This is a genomic window from Pseudomonas sp. AC016 (assembly GCF_979253365.1).
This window is the reverse complement of record NZ_CEEDCC010000001.1, coordinates 1484090-1508543: the sequence shown is the minus strand read 5'-3', so window position 1 is coordinate 1508543 and position 24454 is coordinate 1484090. Positions and strand designations below refer to the sequence as shown.

General features: G+C 59.8%; 20 protein-coding genes and 4 tRNA genes. 13 read left to right on the top strand and 11 right to left on the bottom strand.

All coding sequences use genetic code 11. The annotated features are described in order from the left end of the window. Positions 1-391 precede the first annotated feature (391 nt). The gene (locus AC0IXS_RS06605; protein WP_025993778.1) at positions 392-2062 is read left to right on the top strand and encodes a DEAD/DEAH box helicase; all 1671 of its coding nucleotides are present in this window, start codon (positions 392-394) and stop codon (positions 2060-2062) included. A gap of 76 nt (positions 2063-2138) precedes the next feature. Here the strand turns inward: AC0IXS_RS06605 and AC0IXS_RS06600 are convergent, their stop codons facing one another. Further along, positions 2139-2906 (bottom strand): DODA-type extradiol aromatic ring-opening family dioxygenase, encoded by a 768-nt coding sequence (locus tag AC0IXS_RS06600; RefSeq protein ID WP_057408193.1) that lies wholly within the window; start codon positions 2904-2906, stop codon positions 2139-2141. A gap of 101 nt (positions 2907-3007) precedes the next feature. On the opposite strand from AC0IXS_RS06600, the gene AC0IXS_RS06595 reads away from it, so the two are divergent. Further along, a complete protein-coding gene (locus AC0IXS_RS06595) occupies positions 3008-3679 on the top strand; it encodes a thiopurine S-methyltransferase (RefSeq protein WP_122667749.1) in 672 nt (223 codons plus the stop codon). Between the two features lie 120 nt (positions 3680-3799). Here AC0IXS_RS06595 and AC0IXS_RS06590 read toward each other — a convergent pair whose 3' ends face one another. The 3 genes from AC0IXS_RS06590 to AC0IXS_RS06580 form a co-directional block, all read right to left on the bottom strand. Then, on the bottom strand, positions 3800-4747 hold the full coding sequence (locus AC0IXS_RS06590) for an IS110 family transposase (protein WP_057409210.1): 948 nt from the start codon (positions 4745-4747) through the stop codon (positions 3800-3802). Positions 4748-5174: 427 nt separating this feature from the next. Then, entirely contained in the window at positions 5175-6062 is an 888-nt protein-coding gene (gene htpX / locus AC0IXS_RS06585) for a protease HtpX (protein WP_025993775.1), read from the bottom strand. 266 nt (positions 6063-6328) lie between these two features. Continuing rightward, positions 6329-7540: a pyridoxal phosphate-dependent aminotransferase gene (locus AC0IXS_RS06580; protein WP_004884240.1), complete on the bottom strand. Its 1212-nt coding sequence runs from the start codon at positions 7538-7540 to the stop codon at positions 6329-6331. 191 nt (positions 7541-7731) lie between these two features. Between AC0IXS_RS06580 and msrB the strand changes: the two genes are divergently transcribed. Together msrB and AC0IXS_RS06570 are read left to right on the top strand one after the other, a co-directional pair. Further along, a complete protein-coding gene (gene msrB, locus AC0IXS_RS06575; RefSeq protein ID WP_057408558.1) occupies positions 7732-8127 on the top strand; it encodes a peptide-methionine (R)-S-oxide reductase MsrB in 396 nt (131 codons plus the stop codon). A gap of 128 nt (positions 8128-8255) precedes the next feature. Continuing rightward, positions 8256-8741 (top strand): glutathione peroxidase, encoded by a 486-nt coding sequence (locus AC0IXS_RS06570; protein ID WP_122690137.1) that lies wholly within the window; start codon positions 8256-8258, stop codon positions 8739-8741. Here AC0IXS_RS06570 and AC0IXS_RS06565 read toward each other — a convergent pair. Further along, entirely contained in the window at positions 8738-11101 is a 2364-nt protein-coding gene (locus AC0IXS_RS06565) for a hybrid sensor histidine kinase/response regulator (protein ID WP_191955032.1), read from the bottom strand. The genes AC0IXS_RS06570 and AC0IXS_RS06565 overlap by 4 nt on opposite strands. A gap of 101 nt (positions 11102-11202) precedes the next feature. Between AC0IXS_RS06565 and AC0IXS_RS06560 the strand changes: the two genes are divergently transcribed. Next, complete coding sequence (locus tag AC0IXS_RS06560; RefSeq protein ID WP_194733136.1) at positions 11203-12081, top strand: ATP-binding protein; 879 nt, start codon at positions 11203-11205, stop codon at positions 12079-12081. Beyond that, the gene (locus AC0IXS_RS06555; RefSeq protein ID WP_057408561.1) at positions 12078-12560 is read left to right on the top strand and encodes a GAF domain-containing protein; all 483 of its coding nucleotides are present in this window, start codon (positions 12078-12080) and stop codon (positions 12558-12560) included. The genes AC0IXS_RS06560 and AC0IXS_RS06555 overlap by 4 nt, the downstream gene beginning before the upstream one ends. A gap of 90 nt (positions 12561-12650) precedes the next feature. On the opposite strand, the gene AC0IXS_RS06550 is transcribed toward AC0IXS_RS06555, so the two are convergent. Beyond that, positions 12651-13409, bottom strand: coding sequence for a hypothetical protein (locus tag AC0IXS_RS06550; RefSeq protein ID WP_081021690.1), 759 nt, complete (start codon positions 13407-13409; stop codon positions 12651-12653). Positions 13410-13694: 285 nt separating this feature from the next. Between AC0IXS_RS06550 and AC0IXS_RS06545 the strand changes: the two genes are divergently transcribed. The 4 genes from AC0IXS_RS06545 to AC0IXS_RS06530 all read left to right on the top strand — a co-directional run bounded on the left by AC0IXS_RS06545 (position 13695) and on the right by AC0IXS_RS06530 (position 14102). Further along, positions 13695-13770 (top strand) — tRNA-Glu (locus tag AC0IXS_RS06545). Between the two features lie 2 nt (positions 13771-13772). Continuing rightward, positions 13773-13848: transfer RNA gene (locus AC0IXS_RS06540), tRNA-Gly, on the top strand. A 99-nt stretch (positions 13849-13947) separates the two neighbouring features. After that, positions 13948-14023: transfer RNA gene (locus AC0IXS_RS06535), tRNA-Glu, on the top strand. A gap of 3 nt (positions 14024-14026) precedes the next feature. Then, positions 14027-14102 (top strand) — tRNA-Gly (locus AC0IXS_RS06530). Positions 14103-14162: 60 nt separating this feature from the next. Here the strand turns inward: AC0IXS_RS06530 and AC0IXS_RS06525 are convergent. Together AC0IXS_RS06525 and AC0IXS_RS06520 are read right to left on the bottom strand one after the other, a co-directional pair. After that, positions 14163-14588: a cupin domain-containing protein gene (locus AC0IXS_RS06525; protein WP_057408563.1), complete on the bottom strand. Its 426-nt coding sequence runs from the start codon at positions 14586-14588 to the stop codon at positions 14163-14165. A 231-nt stretch (positions 14589-14819) separates the two neighbouring features. Further along, positions 14820-15542, bottom strand: coding sequence for a pirin family protein (locus AC0IXS_RS06520; RefSeq protein WP_057408564.1), 723 nt, complete (start codon positions 15540-15542; stop codon positions 14820-14822). 253 nt (positions 15543-15795) lie between these two features. Between AC0IXS_RS06520 and AC0IXS_RS06515 the strand changes: the two genes are divergently transcribed. Next, positions 15796-16746 carry a GlxA family transcriptional regulator gene (locus tag AC0IXS_RS06515; RefSeq protein WP_029243898.1) on the top strand — a complete coding sequence of 317 codons (951 nt, stop codon included), beginning with the start codon at positions 15796-15798 and terminating at the stop codon, positions 16744-16746. Between the two features lie 123 nt (positions 16747-16869). Further along, the gene (locus AC0IXS_RS06510) at positions 16870-18387 is read left to right on the top strand and encodes an ATP-binding protein (protein ID WP_122744111.1); all 1518 of its coding nucleotides are present in this window, start codon (positions 16870-16872) and stop codon (positions 18385-18387) included. Here AC0IXS_RS06510 and AC0IXS_RS06505 read toward each other — a convergent pair. The 3 genes from AC0IXS_RS06505 to AC0IXS_RS06495 form a co-directional block, all read right to left on the bottom strand. Continuing rightward, complete coding sequence (locus tag AC0IXS_RS06505) at positions 18367-21141, bottom strand: ATP-binding protein (RefSeq protein WP_137203501.1); 2775 nt, start codon at positions 21139-21141, stop codon at positions 18367-18369. The two genes, AC0IXS_RS06510 and AC0IXS_RS06505, sit on opposite strands and share 21 nt — an antisense overlap. 62 nt (positions 21142-21203) lie before the next feature. Continuing rightward, positions 21204-21641: a helix-turn-helix domain-containing protein gene (locus AC0IXS_RS06500; protein WP_032632626.1), complete on the bottom strand. Its 438-nt coding sequence runs from the start codon at positions 21639-21641 to the stop codon at positions 21204-21206. Between the two features lie 160 nt (positions 21642-21801). Next, positions 21802-23229, bottom strand: coding sequence for a mechanosensitive ion channel family protein (locus tag AC0IXS_RS06495; protein ID WP_057408566.1), 1428 nt, complete (start codon positions 23227-23229; stop codon positions 21802-21804). 117 nt (positions 23230-23346) lie between these two features. Here AC0IXS_RS06495 and AC0IXS_RS06490 point away from each other — a divergent pair, with 117 nt between their 5' ends. Then, positions 23347-24255: a LysR family transcriptional regulator gene (locus AC0IXS_RS06490; protein WP_057408567.1), complete on the top strand. Its 909-nt coding sequence runs from the start codon at positions 23347-23349 to the stop codon at positions 24253-24255. Positions 24256-24454 lie beyond the last annotated feature (199 nt).

Genomic DNA, 24454 nt, shown 5'->3' with positions numbered 1-24454 from the left:
GACCTGACCCTGATCATTTGCAGAAATCGGTGAAACGTTTAAGCTGCCGTCCCCGTAATCGCGGGGCCGTACGGTGCCGGGCAGGAAGCTCAGGGTTTGAAACGCCTGATTCTTCGTGCCTGGCCGGCAACGTTTCGCAAAAAAAAGACTCACTTTCGTGCGCAATTCCGGTATAGTGCGCGCCGGCCTTAACGAGGCCCTCGTCGTGATATAGCAGTTCTCCGAAGCCCGCTTCGGTCGCGCGTTCGCACTGCGAACTATCATTGACGATCCATTCATCAAACGTTTTCGCAAATCCCCGCCGACAAAGCAGCCAGGGTGACCTCAAGGTCGTACACGGCACGCGCAGCTTTGAAGCATGGGTCTTTGCGGATGCACTAGAGGCAGACCCATGACCCAGGAAATCGGCGGCTTCGCCGCTCTCGAACTTCATCCCAATATCGTTGCAGCTGTCGTCGCCACTGGCTACGAAGAGCCTTCGGCCATTCAGCAGCAATCGATCCCGATTATTCTCGCCGGTCACGACATGATTGGTCAGGCGCAAACCGGCACGGGTAAAACCGCCGCGTTCGCACTGCCTATCCTGCATCGCATCGACCCGAGCAAGCGCGAGCCGCAAGCACTGATCCTGGCCCCGACCCGCGAGCTGGCACTTCAAGTTGCCACCGCGTTCGAGACCTACGCAAAACAAATGCCGGGCGTGACCGTTGTAGCGGTCTACGGCGGCGCGCCTATGGGCCCTCAGCTCAAGGCCATTCGCAACGGCGCTCAAATCGTCGTCGCCACTCCAGGCCGTCTGTGCGATCACCTTCGCCGTGACGAAAAGGTCCTGGCGACCGTGAACCACCTGGTTCTGGACGAAGCGGACGAAATGCTGAAGCTGGGCTTCATGGACGATCTGGAAGTGATCTTCAAGGCCATGCCTGAGACCCGCCAGACCGTTCTGTTCTCGGCCACACTGCCACAGTCGATCCGTGCCATCGCCGAACGCCACCTGCGCGATCCGAAGCACGTCAAGATCCAGACCAAGACCCAGACCGTTACCGCGATCGAGCAGGCTCACCTGCTGGTTCACGCTGACCAGAAGACCTCTGCAGTTCTGAGCCTGCTGGAAGTCGAAGACTTCGACGCCCTGATCATGTTCGTCCGCACCAAGCAGGCGACCCTGGATCTGGCCAGCGCGCTGGAAGCCAAAGGCTACAAGGCCGCTGCACTGAACGGCGACATCGCCCAGAACCAGCGTGAGCGCGTCATCGAGTCCCTCAAGGATGGCCGTCTGGACATCGTTGTAGCGACCGACGTTGCTGCCCGTGGTCTCGACGTTCCGCGTATCACCCACGTGTTCAACGTGGACATGCCTTACGATCCTGAGTCCTACGTTCACCGTATCGGCCGTACCGGCCGTGCCGGTCGCGAAGGTCGCGCACTGCTGCTGGTGACGCCGCGTGAGCGCCGCATGCTGCAGGTTATCGAGCGTGTGACTGGCCAGAAGGTTGCGGAAGTCCGCCTGCCGGATGCCCAGGCTGTGCTGGATGCCCGCATCAAGAAGCTGACCAACAGCCTGTCGCCGCTGGTTGCCGACGCCGAGTCGACCCACGGTGATCTGCTGGATCGTCTGACTGCCGATATCGGTTGCTCGCCACGTGCACTGGCTGCCGCTCTGCTGCGCAAGGCTACCAACGGTCAGGCCCTGACTCTGGCTGCCATTGAGCGCGAGCGCCCACTGGTTCCGAACAACGCCCCGCGTGGCGATCGTCCGGACCGTGGTGATCGTGGCGATCGTCCAGAGCGCGAGCGTCGTGCGCCGGTTCCATTGGCCGAAGGTCGTGCCCGTTGCCGTACCGCGCTGGGCGCGCGTGATGGTATCGCTGCCAAGAACCTGCTGGGTGCCATCCTCAACGAAGGCGGCCTGGCCCGCGAAGCCATCGGCCGTATCCAGGTCCGTGACAGCTTCAGCCTGGTCGAGCTGCCGGAAGATGGCCTTGAGCGTCTGCTGACCAAGCTCAAGGACACCCGCGTTGCTGGCAAGCAGTTGAAGCTGCGTCGCTATCGCGAGGATTGATCCGCTCTTGAGCTGATCGTCCAATAAAAAATCCCCGACTGGTTCGGGGATTTTTTTGCTTCGGATTTTTAACGCTTCAGCCGAACCGATAGATGTCCATGCCCAGCGCGCCCATGGTGAAACCCTGATGCGCGATGCTGAATTCATCGCCCGCGCCTCTGGCGAAGTACAGCGGCAGCAGGTGCTCGTCGCTCGGGTGAGCGCGCACGGCGTGCGGCGCGAGGCTGCGATAGTGGTGCAGCGCGCTTTCGTCGTCGCTGGCCAGCTTGTCGATCATCCAGTCCCTGAATGCCTGTGCCCATGGCTCCACGCGTGCCGAGTCGCCGTTCCAGTTCAATTCGCCCAGATTATGGGTGATGCTGCCGGAGCCGATGATCAATACGCCGTGAGCGCGCAAGCCGGCAAGCGCCTTGCCGACACGAGTCTGCAACTCGGGGCCTAGTCGGCTGGGCAGGGAAATCTGCACCACCGGGATATCGGCCTGTGGATACATCAGCGACAGCGGCACCCAGACGCCATGATCGAACGGACGTCTGCTGTCGATACGTGCGGGCAGGTCGCTGGCGGCCAGAAGCTCGACCACTTCGCGGGTCAAATCAGGCAGGCCGGGGGCGGGGTACTGCACAGCGAACAATTCTGCAGGGAAGCCGCCGAAGTCGTGCCAGGTTTCCGGCTGCGGGTTGCCGTTGACCAGCAGCTCGTGGCTTTCCCAATGGGCCGATACCATCACGATGGCGCGCGGTCTTGGCATTTCGGCTACAAGACGTGCCAGCGCAGGACCGCTCTCGCCGGGCTGCAGCGCCAGCATGGGCGAGCCGTGCGAGATAAACAGGCTGGGGAACATGTGGACTCCATGAAAATAGTGATGACACATCTTCCGCCAGGGTCGGGATCCAAATCTAATATAAGTTTTGATGCGGTTTGATCGGATTATCGGGAGGGTTTGTGGACGCAGAATTTTGGCGGCAGCGCTGGACAGCGGGGCAGATCGGCTTTCATCAGGCCGACGTGAATCAGGACCTGCGCAAGCTTTGGCCCGAATTGGAACTGGAGAAGGGCGCCCGCGTGCTGGTGCCCTTGTGCGGCAAGAGCCATGACATGAGCTGGCTGGTCGAGCAGGGCTTTCAGGTAGTCGGCGTCGAGCTGTCGCAGACGGCGGTGGAGGGCTATTTTGCGGAGCACCAGCTTGAACCGCGGGTGACACAGCGTGGAGGCTTCACTCTGTACTCGGCACCTGGTATCGACATCTGGTGTGGTGATTTCTTTGCGCTGACGGCTGAAGACATCGGTGTGTGCGCAGCATTTTATGACCGGGCCGCGATGATAGCGTTGCCGTCCGACATGAGGGAACGTTACGTCCGACAGCTTGAGCAGTTGATGCCGCCAGTGTGCAGGGGATTGCTGATCACGCTGGATTACGATCAGGCCGAGCTGGACGGCCCGCCGTTCTCCGTGCCTCACGAGTGGCTGCAGGCTTATGTGTCTGCACACTGGAATGCGAGGCGGGTCAGTGAGCGCGATGCGCTCCAGAGCAGTCCCAGAGCGCTGGGCGCAGGGGTAAGGCGTATGGATGAGTGTGCTTACTGGATGGAGCGTCTGGTATTGGCCGACGCTTGATTCTGCGGATACCCGAACATCACGGGTATCTCATTTGACTGTGGGAGGCGCCACCACGTCTTCGACGTAGCGCTGTCGCGCGGTAAACACGTGGGAGATTCTATGGTTTTGGGAAACCCCTCAAGCCGCCTTTGATTGATATTCGCTCTGGGTTTTTAACAGGGCGAATACGACTCGAGCCATCTTCCTTGCCAGCATGACCAAGGCTTGAGTGGTGCTGAAGCCACGCTTTCTCTGCTCTTCATAAAACGGCTTCCACGCGGCTGTACGGCTGCCAGACATGGCCGCGTTATGAAGCAGCCGACGGGCTTCCGGATCGCCACGCTTGGTCAGGCGGCGCGGCCCGTCACTTTGTCCGGATTTGGACACCCTGAGGTCCAGGCCTAAAAAGGCGATGAAGGCGTTGGCGTTGCTGAATTCGCCTCGCTGAAAAGTAGTGACCAGCCGGGCCGCCGTCAGAAAGCCGATACCTTCTACTTTCATGCAACGACTGACCTGTCCCATCAACTCGGCTCGCTGCAGGACATCCTTGATCTTCTTCTCGACCAGCGCTTCAAGGCGCTTCATCGAATTGATCTGCGCCGCGAACGCTGTTTTCAACAGGGGCTCATTGGACCAGCTCTGAACCAGTCCGGTACGCGCCTGGACCAACGCCGCACGACGACGAAACAGGCTCAGCAACTGACGATAAAGCGGGCACGGCGGTACCCAGGGGTGCAGCTCGTCAGCCTCTTTCTTCAAATATCGGGCAAGCAAACGAGCGTCCAGCGCATCCGTCTTGGCGCGTACATTGACGCCTTTTCGGTAATGGCTCAGTTGGTAACCATCGATCATATAGATGGTGCAGCCGGCCTCATAAGCCATGTCGGCGAACAGTACGTGGTAGGTATTGGTGGCTTCGACAGCGATTGACACCGTTCCAGCCAAGGTACGCAACCACTTGCTGATAGACGCCTTGGTGTTGGGAATCGCTTCAAGTCGGTCGGACTGGTCCTGATAGATCACCAGCTCATTTTTGGCGACGTCTACTCCGACGACAGGTTTAGTCTGGGCAACCAGCATTGCCATGGCGCAATCTCCGGGATAAGGTTTGAGAACTTGAAGGGACCACCCAGAGGCGCAGGCTTGTTTCTATCGTAGGTCGCGAGCCATAAGCATTCTTTATCGGCGCTTGGGTGAAAGGAGGAGGGGTGAAATCTCCCACAGGTCTGTACTGCGCAAACAGTCAGAAGCGAACTGAGTCCCTCCTCCTCCCTTCAAGTCCTACCATACAAGCGGACTTGTCCGCGAATACCATGTTTCAGACGCTGCATCTTCATCGGCGGCACCTGCTTTCGCGGACAAACGGAACGCCGCCCGGTCCGCTCCCACAAAATCGCGTTCCTTCAGTGGTTTCAGTGGTTACAGGTTGTTTGATAAGAGGCGTCTGTGTGCAGTGAGTAGAGATAAAAAAAGGGCAACTCACGTTGCCCTTTTTTCGTTACTGCTCGATCAATCAGCCACGGCGGCGCAGCGCTTCTATGCGTACTTCCAGCGGAGGGTGGCTCATGAACAGGCCAGCGATGCCATGCTTCAGGCTGGCGTTGATGCCGAACGCGGTGAGGCTGTCAGGCATGTTCACCGGCACGCCCTGCTCGGAGCGCAGGCGCTGCAAGGCGCTGATCATCGACTGAGTACCGGCCAGACGTGCACCGGCATCGTCAGCACGGAACTCACGCTTGCGCGAGAACCACATCACGATGGCGCTGGCCAGGAAACCCAGGACCAGTTCAGCGAAAATCGTCGTGATGTAGTAGGCGATACCCTGACCGTTTTCGGTCTTGAAAATCACCTTGTCGACGAAGTTGCCGATGATGCGGGCGAAGAACATCACAAAGGTGTTCACCACGCCCTGCACCAGCGCCAGCGTCACCATGTCGCCGTTCGATACGTGACCGATTTCGTGGGCCAGCACCGCTTTCACCTCATCGGGCGAAAAGCGCTCGAGCAGGCCCTGGCTGACGGCAACCAGTGCATCGTTTTTGTTCCAGCCCGTCGCGAACGCGTTGGCTTCGTAAGCCGGAAAGATACCGACTTCCGGCATCTTGATGCCTGCATCGCGGGACAGTTCTTCCACGGTCTGCAGCAACCATTGCTCATGGCGGGTGCGCGGCTGGGTGATGATCTGAGTGCCGGTGCTCATCTTTGCCATCCATTTGGAAATGAACAGCGAGAACAGCGAGCCCGCGAAACCGAACACGGCGCAGAAAACCAGCAGCTGATTGAGGTTCAGATCAACCCCGTTGGCCGCCATGAACCCATTGAAGCCAAAAAGGCTCAGGGTAATGCTGGCTATCAGCACGACCGCAAGGTTAGTGGCCAAAAACAGCAAAATGCGCATCATGGTCGAAACGTTCTCCTCAGGACAAAATGTAACTGGATGCCGGGTATATAAGGTGATGCCTGCCGCTATTCAACAGAGGGACTATTTCAAACTGTGTCCTCTGGTCTGATTCGATGGTAATCCCGGGAACCTGAACGGCGCCTGAGCCATAGCCCCCGACCTCGCAGCGGATCAATGCTGAAAAACGAGCGGGTCAATCCGGCGCATAAATAAAATGCCCCGAACAGGTCGGGGCACGGTGCGAAGGCATCACATACAGTGATGGCCTATTGGCGATAACCCTTCAGGAAGTTGCCGATGCGGCCAATGGCCTGCTCCAGCTCGTCCACGCGAGGCAGGGTCACCACGCGGAAGTGATCCGGCCACGGCCAGTTGAAGGCGGTACCTTGCACAACCAGCAGTTTTTCCGACAGCAGCAGGTCCAGCACGAATTTCTCGTCGTTATGGATCGGGCAGATCTTCGGGTCGATGCGCGGGAAGGCGTACAGCGCCCCCATCGGCTTCACGCAGCTGACGCCGGGAATGTCGTTGAGCAATTCCCAGGTACGGTTACGCTGCTCCAGCAGACGGCCCGGCGGGAGGATAAGGTCGTTGATGCTCTGGTAACCGCCCAGTGCGGTCTGAATGGCGTGCTGGCTCGGCACGTTGGCGCACAGACGCATGTTGGCCAGAATGTCGATGCCTTCAATGTAGCTCTGTGCGTTGTGCTTGGGGCCGGAGATCGCGATCCAGCCGGAGCGGAAGCCTGCGACCCGGTACGACTTGGACAGGCCGTTGAAGGTCAGGCACAGCAGGTCCGGTGCCAGTGAGGCGGTGCACACATGCACGGCATCGTCGTAGAGGATCTTGTCGTAGATCTCGTCGGAGAACACCACCAGATTGTGCTGGCGAGCCAGCTCCAGCATGCCCAGCAGCACTTCTTTGGAGTACACGGCACCCGTCGGGTTATTCGGGTTGATGATCACCATGGCCTTGGTGTTGGGCGTGATCTTGGCCTTGATGTCGGCCAGGTCCGGCCACCAGTTGGCCTGCTCGTCGCACAGGTAGTGCACGGGGTTGCCGCCGGACAATGCGACGGCAGCGGTCCACAATGGATAATCAGGCGCCGGGACCAGCACTTCATCGCCATTGTTGAGCAACGCCTGCATCGACATCACGATCAGTTCGGACACGCCGTTGCCCAGGTAGATGTCTTCGATGCCGACACCTTCGACCTGCTTCTGCTGGTAGTACTGCATCACGGCCTTGCGGGCGCTGAACAGGCCCTTGGAGTCGCTGTAGCCCTGGGCGGTCGGCAGGTTGCGGATCACGTCCTGCAGGATTTCATCCGGCGCCTCGAAACCAAACGGTGCCGGGTTGCCGATATTCAGCTTGAGGATGCGATGGCCTTCCTCTTCCAGGCGTTTGGCGTGCTTGAGCACCGGCCCGCGAATGTCGTAGCAGACGTTAGCGAGCTTGTTCGATTTGCTGAACTGCATGGTGATGATCCCGAAAATGGACGAGCTGTTGCTGACTTGCAATTGAAGGTCGCTGCACGAAACACGATGAAATGGATTTGTGCGCGACAAACGCGGGTGCCAGACTGACGCCTGACCTGGCGCAATCATACGTGCCACCTGATCTGCGGAAAAGATACAGATCAGGCTTTTTCAGAATTGGAGGTGTACCCGTGGAAAAGTTTGAGAAGACGCTCGAAGAGTGGAGGGCGATGCTTGACCCTGAGCAGTACAACGTCTGTCGCCTGAAAGCGACCGAACGCCCTTTCAGCGGCAAGTACAACGATACCAAGACCGATGGCGTCTACCACTGTGTGTGCTGCAACGAAGCGCTGTTCGACTCCGCAACCAAGTTCGATTCAGGCTGCGGCTGGCCGAGCTTCTACGCGCCTATCGAAGACAGCGCCGTGGTGGATGTGCGTGACGTCAGTCACGGCATGATCCGTACCGAAGTGGTCTGCGCCAAATGTGATGCGCATCTGGGGCATGTGTTTCCGGATGGCCCGCCGCCGACCGGTCTGCGTTACTGCATCAATTCGGTGTGTCTGAACCTGGAACCGCGCGCATAACGATGCTGTGACGGGCGGTCGCTGCGCTTATCGCGTTTTATCAACGCCGGAAATTGAAGTGCGCTCCGCTCGATTGCACGCTAACGTCATGGGTCATATCGCGATCCCTACTAGCCTGAGGCACTGTCATGAGCGAAAACCTGCTGAGCATCCCGTGCACCACCATCAAGGGTGAGCAGAAAACCCTCGCTGATTTTGCCGGCAAGGCCGTGCTGGTGGTCAATACCGCCAGCAAATGCGGTTTCACGCCGCAGTACAAAGGCCTGGAAAAGCTCTGGCACGATTACAAGGATCAGGGCCTGGTCGTGCTCGGTTTTCCCTGCAATCAGTTCGGCAAGCAGGAGCCGGGAGACGAGGGCGCCATTTCCGGATTCTGCGAACTCAACTACGGCGTCAGCTTCCCGCTGTTCAAAAAGATCGACGTCAATGGCGATCAGGCGCATCCGTTGTTCGTGCAGCTCAAGAAGCAGGCGCCGGGGCTGCTCGGGTCTGAGCGCATCAAGTGGAACTTCACCAAGTTTCTGATCGGCAAGGACGGCAAGCTGGTCAAGCGTTTTGCGCCGCTGACCAAGCCTGAAGAACTGACCGGGGAAATCGAAGTGCTGCTGCGTTAGACGTCCTGATCAGCTCGTTCGGTGATCGGGATCCATTGGTCCAGAATACTCACCAGCTCGGCTCGTCTGAAGGGCTTGGCCAGATAGTCGCTCATCCCGGCGGCCTTGCAGCGCTCACGTTCGTCGGGCATGGCGTTGGCGGTCAGGGCGACAATAGGCAGGTTGGGCCAGCGACCGCTGGCACGGATCTGCCGACTGGCCTCATAGCCGTTCATGACCGGCATATTGCAATCCATCAGCACCAGATCGAAATCACCGCGCTCCAACTCCTCAAGCGCTTCGCCGCCGTGACTGCTGACCACCACGTGGCAGCCCAGTTTGGCGAGTATCCCCTTGGCCACCAGTTGATTCACCGGATTGTCTTCCACGAGCAGGATCCGCGCCGGACGTTGTGTGGTCGGCTCCGGCAGTGCATTAGCTTTCACACTGTTTTCTTCATGAGCCAGCACGCGGCGTAGCGTGTGGTAGAGCGCATTTCTAGCCAGTGGCCGGGCCTGTTGCTGGAGGGGCGCCAAGGCGCTCACCTGTTCGCCGGGCATGAAGTTGCCGTAAGCGGTCACCAGCAGAATGGGCGCGGGCGTCGCAGGTCGAATGGCGAACAGGCATTCAGGGCAGTCGGTGATCACCAGATCGGGGCGGGTATCAAGTTCCAGTGGCTGGGCGCGGTCATCAATGCTGCGTCGCTCCACGTCCACCCCCCAGCTCGGCAGCAGATTGCCCAACAGTTCCACCAGTCCACTGCCTGCAGAACTGATCACCATCACCCGGCCCTTGAGCCGGGCAGGGGATATGGCCTCGATGTGCACGGGCAGCGGCAGCTCTGCGCAGAACTGGCTGCCAAAGCCCGAGCGGGACTGAAAGGTCAAGGTGCCGTTCATGGCCTGACACAGGCTGTGTGTGAGCGACAGTCCGAGCCCGGTGCCGCCATATTGCCGGGTGATGGCGGCCTCTGCCTGGGTGAACGGCTGAAAGATTCGCGTCTGGGCTTCCTGCGCGATGCCGATCCCGGTGTCGCGTACCTCAATCTTTACCCGGTTCTCCCGGGTCTGCGGATCGATGGAATGGCTGAGTCGCACATCGACTCGCCCGAAGCGGGTGAACTTGAGCGCGTTGGACAGCAGGTTGCTGACAATCTGCCTGACTCTGGTCGGGTCGCCGGAAACCATGGCCGGGAAATTCGACCCAATCAGGCACGTCAGTTCGACGCTGGGCGCTGCGTTCTGAGACAGCAGGTTGGCGGTGTCCTCGACCAGCAGGCCCAGGTCGAACGGAATGCGTTCAATCTCCAGATGCCCGGCATTGAATTTGGACATGTCGAGAATATCGTTGAGCAGTTCCACCAGCACCTTGCCGGAGTCATGGGCAATCAACAGCTGCTGACGCTGCTCGGCATTCAGCGGACCGTCCAGCGACAGTGCCAGCATGCCCAGCAGGCCGTTGAGTGGCGTGCGGATTTCATGGCTCATGTGCGCCAGAAATGCCGAGCGCGCGTGTGCCATGTCGAGTGCGGTGCTGCGTGCAATCTGTAATTCTTCGTTGGACTGGCGCAGTCGGATGTTACTGGTGCGCAATTCGTTGGTGCGGGCCGAGACGATGCTTTCCAATTGGTTCAGGTGATCGGTGAGGCGATCTTCGGCTTCGCGGCGTCGGGCGAACTCGCTGGTCACGGTCTCGATCTGGCGGTTGAAGGTTTCAACCAGTACGCCGATCTCATCCTGCTCATGATTTGGCGGGCAGGTGATCTTTGAGCGCTGCGGACTGCGCGGGTCATGACTGCTCAGCTCGCGGATCAACCCGACCAGGGGTTTGGTGAGTGTGGCGTAGAACAGAATCGTCAGAATGGCGGCCAGCGCCAGGCTGCGTACGAAGCCGTTGAGCAGGGTGATTTCGGCGCGTTGCATGAAGTGACTGCCGAAGGCAAAGGTATCGACGGTCAGGTACAGCGTGCCGATGGTTTCATTCGGCAAGTGGTCCAGTTTCAGCTTTTCCTCGAACAGGCGGCTCTCGCCGAACATCCAGTCACTGAGGACCCGATAGCGACCGGTCGCCATCGGGCGTTCGACGCTGGACAGCACCATATTGTTGTTGTCGGTCAGTCTGGCGCTGACTACGGCGGGCGAACGCAGCAGGCCCAGGGTCAGTTCCTGGGCCAGTTCGGCATCAATGTTGTAAGCGATACGCGAGGCAGGGTTCTGGATGATTTCCAGCAAGGAGTTGATTTCGCGATCGATGGAAGCGTCTTCGCTGGCATAATCGATTGCGATCTGAAACAGGCTGAGCAAGGTTCCAAGCGCGAAGCCGATCAGTACGGCAAGACGCGCCTGCTTGAACGAAAGCCTGTTGTTGAGCCTTATATCCATGAATACTAACTGCCACTTCGGGTGCCCGGTGCCGGGCAAGCATAGCTGATCGGGGCAGTTGATCAGTCAGTTAAATATAAGGAGAAACTGTGGATTCGCAGATGAATGCTTTTCTTGAGCGCGCAGACGCGGTGCTTGCGCGTCTGGAACCTTTGCTGCCAGCGTTGCGCGAGCCGGTCGACTGGACGCATGCGCTGGCCGCACGCTGGGTGCGTGAAGGGCGTAGCGGCTACCTGATGCCGCTTGAAGTCAGCCTCGACATGCGCCTGTCCGACTTGATCGGCGTGGATCTGCAGCGTGACCAACTGGGCCGCAATACCCGCCAGTTCATCGACGGGCTACCGGCCAACCATGCGCTGTTGTGGGGTTCGCGCGGTACGGGCAAGTCGTCACTGATTCGCGCGCTGCTGGCCGAATATGCAGGGTCGGGCCTGCGTCTGATCGAGATCGAGCGCGATCACCTGGGCGACCTGCCACGTGTCGTGGAGCAATTGCAGGCGTTGCCACAGCGCTTCGTGCTGTTCTGTGATGACCTGTCGTTCGAGTCGGGCGAGGGTGATTATCGGGTGCTCAAGAGTGTGCTCGATGGTTCGCTGGAGCAGGCACCGGATAATGTACTGCTCTACGCCACCTCGAACCGTCGCCACCTCGTGCCTGAAAAGGAGAGCGACAATGCCAACTGGCAGCAGGTCGACGGCGAGCTTCACCCCAGTGAAGCGGTGGAGGACAAGATTGCCTTATCCGACCGTTTCGGGCTGTGGTTGTCGTTCTATCCCTTCACGCAGGATCATTACCTGAATGTCGTCGAACACTGGATCACTCAACTGGCGCTGAAATCCGGTCTGAGCTGGCAGCGCGATGAGGATCTGGACAAGGCCGCGGTCCGCTGGGCGACCGGACGCGGTAATCGAAATGGTCGCTGTGCCTACCAGTTCGCACGTTACTGGGTCGGCCTTCAATTGCTGGAGCAACCTACATGATCAATCTGCAAGACACGGGCGCAGGCCTGGACGGTTACAACCTGCTGGCTGCGCAACTGGGAGCATTGCTGGCCGATGAGCGCGACTTCATCGCCAACGCCGCGCAGTTTTCCGCTTTTCTGTACACCCAGATCGACGATTTGAACTGGGCAGGCTTTTACCTCAATCGCAACGAAGAGCTGGTTCTCGGGCCGTTTCAGGGCCAGGTTGCCTGCGTGCGAATTCCCTTCGGGCGTGGTGTGTGCGGCGCGGCAGCGCAGAGCAGGCAGACTCAGCGTGTCGAGGATGTGCACAGTTTTGCGGGGCATATCGCCTGCGACAGCGCCTCGAACAGCGAACTGGTCGTGCCGTTGATCAAGGACGGGAAACTGATCGGTGTGCTGGACCTGGACAGTCCGAGCGTGCGGCGTTTCAGCGAGGTGGATCAGGCGGGTATCGAACGTCTGGCGGCGATCTTTCTGGCGGCGACCGACTGCTGAGTTGGTTGCGGTAGACGCTTATAAGCCGCCTCCCACAGTCAGATGCCTGAAGGTACATCTGACTGTGTCAGGGGCAGAGGTGCCAAGTCATCAATCGTAGATGACTTTCTTTTTCCATTCCGATTCGGTGTCGTCAGCCTTGAGGCCTTCGGTCAGTGCGTTGTCATCGTCGGCAGTCGGGGCGGTATTGGTCAGCACCATGGAGTTGGCGCGGGCCAATTGTTTTTCCATTGCCAGCAACTGCTGCTGATAAGTAACCGGGTCCGGCTGGTTGCGCAGGTACTGCACGCCACGTTCGAATGCCAGACGCGCCTGACCTGGCTGGTCCTGAGAAAGCGCCATCTGACCGAGGTTGTTGAAGAACTCGATATGCAGGTTCACCAGAATCGTGCGGATTTCGCGGATCCAGTGCTTGGCTTCGCTGGTCTGCAGGAAACCATCGTGGGCAGCGCGGGTCACCTGACCATGCAGCGCTTCAAGCAGGAAGCGCACGTCCTTGGCCTTGGCTTCGGTCTGGATCGGCGTGACAGGGTTGGTCACTTCGATGCGGTCGCCCTTGGCGACCTGCACTTCAAGTTCGGCAATGCGGCTCTTGAGTTGGGCGTTGCCCTTTTCCAGCGCCAGCATGCGCTGCACGACGTTCAGTTCCAGGCGAGTCAGCAGCAGCTTGAGTGCCGGAGACATGAGCTGGCCCGGAAACACTTCGGTGATCTCGCCGCATCGACGCAGGCGATCGTTCAGCTCTACCTTGGTCCGTGCCTTGTCCAGTTTGCTGTTCTCAGCGACATGGTTCAAATAGCCGATCGCGATCAGCACAGCGATACCGGCTATTACCATCAGCGTGATCATGAGTGGAGTCACTGCGCAAACCTCAATTGTTCAAGTAATTTTGCAGGGAGTGTAGTGGCTAAGCACTACTGCGCATAGATGTGCCCGTCGGACTTTGTCATAACGCTTCTATTATAGGTGCGTAATCGCAAACCGTCGGTCGGTGCCCTTAACGGGGTCGAAGTCGTTGATTTCAATAAATTTTCAGAATGGGGTTGACGACCCCTCAAACCATCCATAGAATGCGCGCCACTTACAGCGTAAAGCACACAGCGAAGCGCAATAAGTAGTGAATGTTGTACGTGTGTCCCCTTCGTCTAGTGGCCTAGGACACCGCCCTTTCACGGCGGTAACAGGGGTTCGAGTCCCCTAGGGGACGCCATTGCGGGAATAGCTCAGTTGGTAGAGCACGACCTTGCCAAGGTCGGGGTCGCGAGTTCGAGTCTCGTTTCCCGCTCCATTTTTAAGCAGCCTTGCTTCACGGCAGGGTTGAGTGAAACCAGAACCCTCTTCGGAGGAGGTCTGGAACTGGAACATACACCATGATGTTTCAGGCAGTGTCCCCTTCGTCTAGTGGCCTAGGACACCGCCCTTTCACGGCGGTAACAGGGGTTCGAGTCCCCTAGGGGACGCCATTTGCGGGAATAGCTCAGTTGGTAGAGCACGACCTTGCCAAGGTCGGGGTCGCGAGTTCGAGTCTCGTTTCCCGCTCCAAATTCACAAAAACGCCGCTCAACAGAGCGGCGTTTTTGTATGCGCGTTTCAAGCCCGGTCTCAAACCTGTCGTTCAGCCAGCAATGCATCCAGTTCCGGCATCAGGGTCACGCTTTCCTGTTCGTTGGGGTCGGTGCGGGCGATGAGGGCGGTGGCTTCATGTTCCGTGCTCGGGTTGTACGGCACATGCGGCATGCCGGCGGGAATATAGAAAAAGTCGCCTTCTTCCACTGTTGCGTGTTTCTCGAGCGCTTCGCCGTACCAGCACCCCGTTCCGCCTTTCAAGGCATAGATGGCGGTCTCATGCTCCTGATGTTTGTGCGCCTTGCCTTTGCCGCCAGGCGGGATGGTCAGCAATTGCATGTGAATATGTCGTGCACCAGCGCTTTCGGCTGATATCCCGACCTGATAGTCGAGGCCCTGCTTGCCCTGGTAGGTCGAAGCGGGTTTTAACAGGACGCAATCCTGTTGATGGTCGTGGGGCATGGTCAGTCCCTCTGGCTAAAATTGGAAGTCGATGGTGATACGGGGGAGCTCCACCCGTCACACGCTTTTTGCGGAGCGTGAATCAGGCATGGAAGGGGGAGCAAGTGAAACAAAGTAATGAGTATTTCCGACCTCTGTTTGCCTGACGTTTATGGCATATACAGAAACGCCGTCCCATGGGACGGCGTTCTGCAGGTTTCGTAGCGCTCTGCCCGGCAAGGCGTTCAGCCATCAAGGCATCTGCGGCAGTTCATTGGGACGCAGGTCGAACACCAGCACCTCGGCATCCACGCCTTCGCTCAGAGTGATGACCTGTTCATCACGCAGACGCACACCGTCACCTTCGCCAAGCGCCTGGCCGTTAAGGACCACGCTGCCGCGTGCAACGTGCACATAGGCATAGCGACTGGCAGCCAGTTCAAGCGTGGCGGTTTCGCTGCCATCGAACAGACCGGCATACACACGAGCATCCTGGCGGACATTCAGCGCGCCGTTTTCGCCGTCGGGCGAAATGATCAGCTGCAGGCGACCGCGTTTCTGCTCGGGGCTGAAATGCTCTTGCTGATACTTGGGAGTGGCACCGCTGACATTGGGTACGATCCAGATCTGCAGAAAGTGCACGCCCTCGGTTTGCGAGTGGTTGAACTCACTGTGCGCCACGCCGCTGCCGGCACTCATCAGTTGCACGTCACCGGGACGAATAACCGAGCCGGTACCGAGGGTGTCCTTGTGTTCCAGCGCACCTTCAAGCACGTAGGAAAAAATTTCCATGTCGCGATGCGGGTGCTGTCCGAAGCCTTTGCCAGCGGTCACACGGTCGTCGTTGATCACCAGCAGGTCGGAGAAGCCCTGTTCGTTCGGGTTGCGATAACTGGCAAACGAGAAAGTATGAAAGGATTTGAGCCAGCCGTGATCAGCTGCGCCACGGTTGGAAGCTTTGCGAAGAGTCAGCATGATAGTTTCTCCATCCAGATGTCGACGCTGCAGATTCAGGTATCGACCAAGTGAGACGAAGGTTACTGGTTATCTGCTGGTGCAATAAGTAGCTGAAAGACGAATGACTGTCTCGCTGTGGTTGACAGTTGCTCAGGCGTGCACCCGCGCGCCTGTACAGCCCAAGCCTGATCCCGACGCATAATCCCCATCGCCTGCGATCTTCGCCATAATGTGCCCCTGACCTTTACTCTTTTCAAGTGACGTCTCATTCATGAAAACCGTAGCAATGGTCCTGTTCCCGGAATTTCTTCTGCTCGACATGGCAGGCCCCATGGAGGTGTTTTCCATCGCCAACCGCTACCTGGCGCTGGAAAAACACTACCAGATAAGCACCGTCGGTACCCAGCACGGAGCCATCCGGGCATCCAATGGTGTGCGGGTGATGGCCGATGCTCACCTGGAGCAGGTTGCTGGCAGTCATGATTTGCTGCTGGTACCCGGCGGGCCGGGAGCCTACGACGATAAACACCAGCCGCTGGTGGACTGGCTATTGAGCGCCAGGGAGCAGGCGGGTTGTATCGGCTCGATCTGTACGGGCGCGTTCATTCTCGGCGAGGCAGGTCTGCTGGATGGCCACCGGGTGACCACTCACTGGCATTACACCGAACGTCTGATCAAGCGTTTTCCCAAGGCTATCGTCGAGACCGATCAGATCTACATCAATGACCGCAACCTGCTGACCTCCGGCGGGGTCACTGCAGGTATCGACCTGGCGCTGGCAGTCGTTGCCAAGGATCACGGCAAGAAAGTCGCGCAGGACGTCGCCAAGGTATTGCTGGTACTGATGAAGCGCCAGGGTGGTCAGGCGCAATTCAGTCCGTTGATGGGCGCTGTCGCGACCAACGAGACCGCCGTTACTCGGGTGCAGAATTACGTGCTGGAGCACTTGGACGAGTCATTCAGCGTCGAGCGCATGGCCAATATGGCTAACATGAGCGCCCGGCATTTCGCCCGGCTGTTCTCCCGCGAAGTGCAGATGACGCCCATGGAGTTTCTGCAGAACGCCCGTATCGATCGCGCCAGAAGCCTGCTGGAAGTCAGTGACCTGCCGCTCAAGACGGTGGCTTACCGAAGCGGCTTTGGCAGCGTGCGGCACATGCGCTTTCTGTTCGGTGAAAAGCTGGGGCTGACACCCAGCCAATACCGCGAGCAGTTCAGTTAGTTTCGGCCCAAACGCCGGGGTGTCCGTATCCGGCATCGCATTGACCGTGTGACTCCCCCCGGAAAACTTGTTCCGTCTTCATTGCCTGCCAAGATGGATAGGATCTATTAAGAAGGTGATGCAATGGACTGCCAGCCCAGGCGTTTCAGCCAGCCAGACACATCGAATCAAGCCCAAACAGCCCAAACGGCCCACGCGGACGACGTTCTGCGGTTCGGCCCCTACGTGTTTCATGTCCGACAGCGCCAGATCCTGCGCGACGGTGAACCGTTGCGTCTGGGTGGGCGTGCACTGGATATCCTGCTGGTCCTGATCGGACACGCCGGTGAAGTGATCGACAAGGAAGCGTTGATCGCACAGGTCTGGCCTGATTCCTTCGTCGAAGAGATCAACCTGAGGGTGCAGATTGCAGCCTTGCGACGCGCGCTCGACGATGGGCAGCGTTACATCGAAACGTTGCCCCAGCGCGGGTATCGTTTCGTGGCACAGGTTCAAAAGACTTCGACGTCTGAAAAGCCCGAGGCGGTCCATGTCCCCAACAACCTGCCTGTACGCCTCACCCATGTCATGGGGCGCGATGATGTGGTGGGCAAGCTGGTTCGACAGCTGCCTGCAAAACGCTTCATCACGCTGACCGGCGCGGGAGGCATCGGCAAATCGACCGTGGCCTGCCGCGTAGCCGAACGTCTGGTGTCGCGCTATCAGGATGGCGTGTGTGTCATCGATTTCTCGGCGGTGAACAGTGAGCAGATGCTGGCAGGCTGTCTGGCCGAGCTCTTGGAGCGGGACGGCGAACCTTGCCTGTCGAGCCTGTCCAGCGAGCTGGCACAGGGGCGGCGTCTGTTGATTGCCGACAACTGCGAAGCGCTCGACGAAGGCTGTCGGCAGTGGCTCGGCGCGCTGTTGGCGCAGTCCGATGAGCTGGCCATTCTTGCCACCAGTCGACGACCGTTGGACCTGCGTAACGAATCGCTGTTTCCACTGGAGCCTTTGACCGTTCCGCCTGCGTCCGCGCAGATCAGTGTCGAGCAGGGCCTGGCTTATCCTGCGGTGCAGTTGTTCGTCAGTCGCGCCCAGGCCTGCCAGCAGGGTCTGGTCCTGCGGGACCGTGACATGAACGTCATCGGTGACCTCTGTCGCAAGCTCGATGGCATCCCTTTGGCGCTTGAACTGGCGGCATCGCAGGTCAATACCTTTGCATTGGCGGGTCTGCAGGCTCGTCTGGAGCAATGCATTCAGTGGCTGACGCAGGGGCGACGCACGGCTGTGGCCCGTCATCAGTCGCTCAGGGCTTCGCTTGACTGGAGTCATCAACGCCTGAGCCCGCGCGAACAGGCGGCACTGCGTCGTCTGGCAACCTTCGATAAGGCTTTTACGAGCGAATCCGCAGTGGATGTCATCGGGTGTGACGGGCTGGAGACGCAGTCGGTTCGGGAGGCGCTCGTGCAACTGGAGCGTCATTCGGTGCTGTGGAATGTGCCCGGCGCCGGAGTTTCGCGTTACCGGCTTGCGCACACCACGCGGCTGTATGCGCTTGAAAAACTTGAGGACGCTGGCGAACTCCAGACGTTCACGGCGCGCCACGCCCGTCACGTCAACTTGCAGCGTTTGCTGGCAAAGTCAGTACAGCTGGTCGAGTAGCGCGCGTGCCGCCAGCAGGTCCGGCGTGGCAAAGCCTTCGCTGAAGCGGGCATGAACCGGTGCCAGCAGGATCCGGGCTTGCTGCTCCTTGCCCTGGCCCTGCCACAGGCGCGCCAGTGATGTTGCACTGCGTAATTCCCACGCCAGCGCGTGCTGGGAGCGCGCCACCTCCAGGGCCTGGAGCAACAGCGTTTGCGCACCGTCCTCATCATGCGCCTGCAACGTTTCGGCCCGGCACCGCAGCATCTCTGCCGTGCACCAGCCTGCCAGACCTGCCTGAGCCCGCTCCGTCAACGCCAGGTCCACCAGGCCGGGGCGCAGCGTGACCATGATGTCCCGAATCAGGCCTGAGCCTTGAGGCTGATCGTCTGACATGGCTGACTCGCTCAACAACTGCTCATACAAGCCTGCCCAGCGATGAAACAGCAGCACCGAGTGCTTTTGGGCCTGTTCCTGCAACAGTTTCACTCGCTCGCCTGCCACCTGGATATCGCCGTTGTAGAGCGCGATGGCGCAACCGGCCACAGCCAGGGTGTAGCAGATGGACGCGCCGTGGTTGATCTGTAACGCAATCTCCAATGCTTGAGTGGCCGTGTGCGCGGCCTGTTCAGGCAGGCCCTGCATCCAGAGAATGCGCGCCAGCAGGGTCAGGGACGCAACGCTCAGGTCGTACTGAATGCCGAAGCCTTGCGTAAAGCGATTCAAATGACCGTTGTGCGCCATGTGCTGAATGACCTGCTCGGCGTCTCGCCTGGCCTGCCGCTGGTCACCGTTGTAATGCAGCGCCAGTGCGCGCAGACGTTGGGCGCTCAAACGCAGCGCTTCGTTGGTGTCGAATCCCAGACGGTTGAACTGGCGGCTCTGCTCGATCGTTTGCGGGTAATGACCGCTGCACAGGTTGACAGCCACCAGACCGGAAATCGCCTGCAACTGACCCGCCAGATCGCCGGACTGCTCTGCCAGCATCTGCGCCGTGCTGAATGCTTCCACGGTTTCCGGCGTACTGCCAACGGTGTGGTAAGAGAAATTGCCCTGCGCCAGCTTGAGGACCATTTTCAGGTCCAGGCAGGGCAGGGGATTGGCGTCCAGCAGTATCAGCGCCCTGCGCACGTAATGACCGTGTTCCTTGAGCAGTGACAGCTCCTGCCAGAGCGGTGCCGACTGGGCCACGAGGCGAATGGCGACAATCTGCGGGACGTCGGCGTCCAGCCCCCAGGCCAGCGCCGAGCGGATGTCTTCAAGGATACGGCTGTAGCGGTCGATCCACTGCGCGGTGGAGACCTTTTCCCAGTCCTGCCGCGCCTGTTCCATGATGGCCAGACAACGTCGCGCATGTCGTTCCTGCGTGGCAGGCAGCTCATGGTGAGCGCGCAGTTTTTCCAGCGCGTAACGACGCGTGGTGTCGAGCAGGTGATAGAACACCTCGTCATCGCCGACTTCCACGTTCAGCAGGGATTTGGCCACCAGTTGCGTGATGGCGTTGAACACCTCGTAGGTCGCCACCGGCTGATCGGTGATCACGGCAGCGGCCGACTCCAGCGAGAAGCGACCCTTGAAGATTCCCAGTCGTTGCAGACAGTTCTGCTCACATGTGCTGAGCATCTGGTAGCTCCAGTCCAGCGTAGTGCGCAGCGTCTGATGCCGGGTCATTGCATCGGACGGGTCGTCGCTGTGTTCCCGACAACTCTGCTGCAGATGCTCCAGCACGCCGCTCAGGCGCAGGTTGCCGACTTGCGCGGCGGCAAGCTCAATGGCCAATGGGATGCCGTCCAGCCGCTGACACAGCTCAATGGCCAGCGGCAGGTTTTCATCGGTCAGCTCGAACTGCTCATGACTGGCCATGGCCCGTTCGACGAACAATTGCAGGGCCGCAAAGCCCATGGCGGAGGAACGATCAAGGCTGTCCAGCGGCGGACAGTCCAGCGCATCCACGCGTTGCACGAACTCGCCCTCAGCCCTTAACGGCTCGCGGCTGGTGGTCAGAATATGCACGTGCGGCGCGCTGCGCAGGATGCGCTCACTGAGCTGGGCAATGGCGTCAACCATGTGCTCGCAGTTGTCGATCACCAGCAGCATGTGTCGCCCGCGCAAATACGCGGCCATGTGATTGACGGGCTGCTCGTCAGGCAACGACAGCTCCAGCAATGACGCCAGGTGCGGGACGATCACCGCAGGGTCGGTCAGCGGTGCCAGATCGAGCAGGCGGATGCCATCGCGGTAACGGTCGATCAACTGTTCGGCAACGCGCAGGGCGGTGGTGGTCTTGCCGATGCCGCCGGGGCCGACCAGGGAAATGAATCGGTGCTGCTGCAACTGACTGATCAGGCGTTCGACCAGTGCTTCCCGGCCCAGCATGCGCGCGCGCCGCATGGGCAGATTGTGATGGGGCGGGGTATTCATCCAGGCATCCGGCGCGTTTTCGCTATGTTCCAGGGTATACGGGGCGACAAAGCTGTATCCGCGTTGCGCGACTGTCACGATGTAGCGTTGTCCGGCCTGCCCATCGCCCAGCGCTTTGCGCAAGGCAGCCATGTGCACACGCAGGTTGCCGTCTTCGACCACGGTTCTGGGCCAGACCCGGTTTATCAGGTGCTGCTTGCTGACCACGTTTCCGGCGTTTTCCAGCAGCACCAGCAGGATGTCCACGGCGCGCCGGCCCAGCCGCAACGGTCTGTCGGCTTCAAGCACCAGACGCTGTTGCGGATAGATGCGATAAGGGCCGAAACGCATGGCCTGCTCGGTGAGAACGGTCAACGGTCTTTTCCAGTTCAGAGGGATGGGGAAGTCTGCGTGCAGCGTAGCTTAACGGCTGACGGTCACGAGGCAGACATCCCTTCACCCTGGCCTGCATTTCTCGCATGTCCGCGCCACGTGAAGGGGTTGATGCCCTCGGCGCGGGAGAAGATATGCGAAAAATGCGATTGATCACAGAAGCCGCACTCCTGACTGATCTGGGTCAGGCTCATGGCGGTGTGTTGAATCAGACATTTGGCACGCGCCAGACGCTGCTCGCGGATCCACTCCTGAGGCGAAAGCCCGGTACTGCACTTGAAGGCGCGGGAGAAGTAACTGCGCGACAGCGCACAGGCCCGTGCCAGCTCGGCCACCTCGATGTTCTCACTCAGGTTGTCGCGAATCAGCTGCTTGGCCAGACGTTCTCGCCAGGGCGACAGTCCACCGCTGTTGCGGACCGGTTTCTCGCTGTTCAGCGCGTCAGGGCAAAGCTTGCAGGCATAACTTGAATAGTGGGTCATGGCAAATGTCCGTGGTGGGGTGAGCTTTCCATGGGCAAGAATTTGCGCAGAGGCCGCTATTCTTGATTTCCGCGAGCCGTACTGACGAGTTAATCGTTGTTAATTCCGGGCTGTCCGAGTGGTGGCTAACTGATTGCGCGACAGCTCTGCCACGGGCATCTCAGCGGCTTTGCAGCCAGCCGAGGAAGCCGCCTTTTCTGACCTGCGGCGGACGGGCCAGCAGGATCGAATGGCTGTTCTTCTGACGTACCGCCTGCAGCTTGTGCAGGGCCGTATTCACTTGGGTGGATTGCGTCATGCAGGCGCGGGCGATGTCCTTGTCGATGCGATAGACGATGCTGGAAGTCAGCGCGGTGAAGCAGGCTTCGGACGGCGTGTCGTCCAGCAGACCCTGTTCGCCCAACACTTCGCTCGGCCCCATGCGACCGGCCTCGACGCGTTGCTCGCCATTGACCACGGCCGCACTGATCACGCCGGTGGCGATCACGAACAGGCCGTCGGGCACTTCGTTCAGGTCCAGCACCACCTGACCTGCGGCGTACTGCTGAGCGGTCATATGTTGGGCCAGTTGATCCCGCTCTTCCTCGCTGAGCGAACGGAACACTTTCACTTCTTCCAGCAGCGCACGGGCCCGTGAGGACGGCTCGACGACCGCGTCGGGCTGACGAACGATTCCGGCCGCTTCCAAGTGGCGGTGGGCGAGATCGAACAACTGGTTGCGCACTTCGCCTTTTTTGCTCAGGTCCGCGATGAAACCAGTGGCCACGTATTCCGACATGCTGTCTCCCGACGCATGCAGCACGGCCTTTGGCGCAGGACTCAGCAACAGACTGCTGCTGCCCTGCAGGGTACGCTCCAGAGCGTCGAGCACCCGGCGTGGACGAATGTGGGTCGGCACCTGAATGCTGATCGAAACGCCGTGCATGTTGGTCGGGCGACTGAGGTTGACGATCTTGGCCTTGGCCGCCACCGAATTGGGCACCACGGCGGTGCTGCCTGCGTGGGTCAACAGGTGCGTGGCGCGCCAGTCGATGTCGAGCACCTTGCCTTCGACGCCGTCGATCGACACCAGATCGTCCACTTGATAGGGTTTGGTGGTGTTGAGCACGATCCCGGAAAACACGTCGCTCAGTGTGCTCTGCAACGCCAGACCGACGATAATCGCCATCGCGCCGGACGTCGCCAGCAGGCCCTTGACCGGCAGCTCCAGTACATAGCCTGCGGCCGCCACCACGGCAATCAGGAACACCAGTGCGCCGATCACGTCCTGCAACAGGCGTCCGCTGTGTCCGATGCGGTGCATCAGCGCCAGACCGATCAACACGGTCAGCACCCGCGCGGCGTAGACCCACCAGAGAATCGCCAGTGCCGTCGCGCCCAGCTGGATCACGCTGTCATCCGGCCAGGACGGGGCCTGCAACGGGCTGATCCCGGCATTGATGATGATCGTGCTGAACGCCAGAAACAGCGCCAGCCGAATGCTCACCTGCGCCACTCTCTGACGCACCGGGGCGAGGTGCCAGATCAGTACATCGGCCAACAGCAGTAGGGCGCTCCAGAGCAGGGGATGGCTCATTGACTGATACATGGGATGACTCCGCAGAACGTTGGGAATGGGCTGTCTGCCCTGTGGACACAGACTAATCAGGTGCTGAAATGCGAAAAAGCGGCTATAAAGCGTTTAACTGTCAACCAGGTCGTGACAATGAATCCTTTTGAAGACATGCGTATCTTTTGCCAGGTGATGGAGTCGGGCAGCTTCACGGCGGCCTCCGACAAGCTGGGGCTGTCCAAGCAGTTCGTCAGCAGACGGCTGATGCAACTGGAAGAACGGCTGGGCGTGCGCCTGCTGAACCGCTCGACACGGCGGCTGGACGTTACCCCGCTGGGCCAGAGTTACTACGAATCGGCCTTGCGTCTGCTGGCCGAAGTCGAGCAGGTGGAGCAGGGCATCACAGGTCAAAACAGCGAGCCACGCGGCACCTTGCGCCTTAGCGCGCCGCTGTCGTTTGCCGTGGCGCATCTGGGCTGCCTGCTGCCGTTGTTTCTGCAGCGCTATCGCGACGTGTCGGTGGAAGTCGACCTGAGCGACCGCCCTGTGGACCTGCTCAGCGAAGGCTACGATCTGGTGCTGCGCATCGGCGTGCTGGAAGACTCCAGCCTGATCGCCCGACGAATCGCGACCATCGACCGGGTCTACTGCGCCAGTCCTGCTTATCTGGCCGAGCGCGGCACGCCGGAAAAACCCGAAGACCTGCATGCTCACGACTGCCTGCCGTACGGGCATGGTCGTCAGGTGCAATGGCGCTTTCAGGGTGCAGGCAAGCCGCTGAACCTGAGCGTCAGCGGACGGATGCGCGTCAACAATGGCGAGCTGTTGCGCGATGCGGCGGTGGCGGGGCTGGGCGTTACCTACCTGCCGACCTTCATTGTCGGCGCAGCCCTGCGCGACGGCAGCCTGGTGCGGGTACTGGACGATCTGCGCCCGGAACCGCTGACCCTGTCGGCGGTGTATCCACAGCACCGCCAGGCTTCCCGGCCGGTACAGGCCTTCATCGAGTTCCTGCGCGAGCGGCTGGACTCGGGCATCGACCTGGATGACCGCCAGGGGTAGTCAGCCTACTGATCGTTCCGCACAAGCTGATAGGCACGATCAGTACCGTCTCACACTGATCGTTCCTCACGCTCTGCGTGGGAATGCCTCTCAGGACGCTCCGCGTCCAGGCGCGGTGGGTCTGATGAGGTTATTTCACGTGGCTCAATGGCATGCAGAGCGTCCCGGGCTGCGGCTGCATGCCTAAGCCGAACCGGAC

Excerpts from the sequence above, each read along its gene's own strand:
- AC0IXS_RS06500 (WP_032632626.1), bottom strand. The coding sequence starts at position 21,641 with ATGACCCACTATTCAAGTTATGCCTGCAAGCTTTGCCCTGACGCGCTG.
- AC0IXS_RS06490 (WP_057408567.1), top strand. The coding sequence starts at position 23,347 with ATGAATCCTTTTGAAGACATGCGTATCTTTTGCCAGGTGATGGAGTCG.
- AC0IXS_RS06515 (WP_029243898.1), top strand. The coding sequence starts at position 15,796 with ATGAAAACCGTAGCAATGGTCCTGTTCCCGGAATTTCTTCTGCTCGAC.
- AC0IXS_RS06495 (WP_057408566.1), bottom strand. The coding sequence starts at position 23,229 with ATGTATCAGTCAATGAGCCATCCCCTGCTCTGGAGCGCCCTACTGCTG.
- AC0IXS_RS06570 (WP_122690137.1), top strand. The coding sequence starts at position 8,256 with ATGAGCGAAAACCTGCTGAGCATCCCGTGCACCACCATCAAGGGTGAG.
- AC0IXS_RS06550 (WP_081021690.1), bottom strand. The coding sequence starts at position 13,409 with ATGATCACGCTGATGGTAATAGCCGGTATCGCTGTGCTGATCGCGATC.
- AC0IXS_RS06560 (WP_194733136.1), top strand. The coding sequence starts at position 11,203 with ATGAATGCTTTTCTTGAGCGCGCAGACGCGGTGCTTGCGCGTCTGGAA.
- AC0IXS_RS06510 (WP_122744111.1), top strand. The coding sequence starts at position 16,870 with ATGGACTGCCAGCCCAGGCGTTTCAGCCAGCCAGACACATCGAATCAA.
- AC0IXS_RS06600 (WP_057408193.1), bottom strand. The coding sequence starts at position 2,906 with ATGTTCCCCAGCCTGTTTATCTCGCACGGCTCGCCCATGCTGGCGCTG.
- AC0IXS_RS06525 (WP_057408563.1), bottom strand. The coding sequence starts at position 14,588 with ATGCCCCACGACCATCAACAGGATTGCGTCCTGTTAAAACCCGCTTCG.
- AC0IXS_RS06565 (WP_191955032.1), bottom strand. The coding sequence starts at position 11,101 with ATGGATATAAGGCTCAACAACAGGCTTTCGTTCAAGCAGGCGCGTCTT.
- AC0IXS_RS06590 (WP_057409210.1), bottom strand. The coding sequence starts at position 4,747 with ATGGCAATGCTGGTTGCCCAGACTAAACCTGTCGTCGGAGTAGACGTC.
- AC0IXS_RS06520 (WP_057408564.1), bottom strand. The coding sequence starts at position 15,542 with ATGCTGACTCTTCGCAAAGCTTCCAACCGTGGCGCAGCTGATCACGGC.
- htpX (WP_025993775.1), bottom strand. The coding sequence starts at position 6,062 with ATGATGCGCATTTTGCTGTTTTTGGCCACTAACCTTGCGGTCGTGCTG.
- AC0IXS_RS06555 (WP_057408561.1), top strand. The coding sequence starts at position 12,078 with ATGATCAATCTGCAAGACACGGGCGCAGGCCTGGACGGTTACAACCTG.
- AC0IXS_RS06580 (WP_004884240.1), bottom strand. The coding sequence starts at position 7,540 with ATGCAGTTCAGCAAATCGAACAAGCTCGCTAACGTCTGCTACGACATT.
- AC0IXS_RS06605 (WP_025993778.1), top strand. The coding sequence starts at position 392 with ATGACCCAGGAAATCGGCGGCTTCGCCGCTCTCGAACTTCATCCCAAT.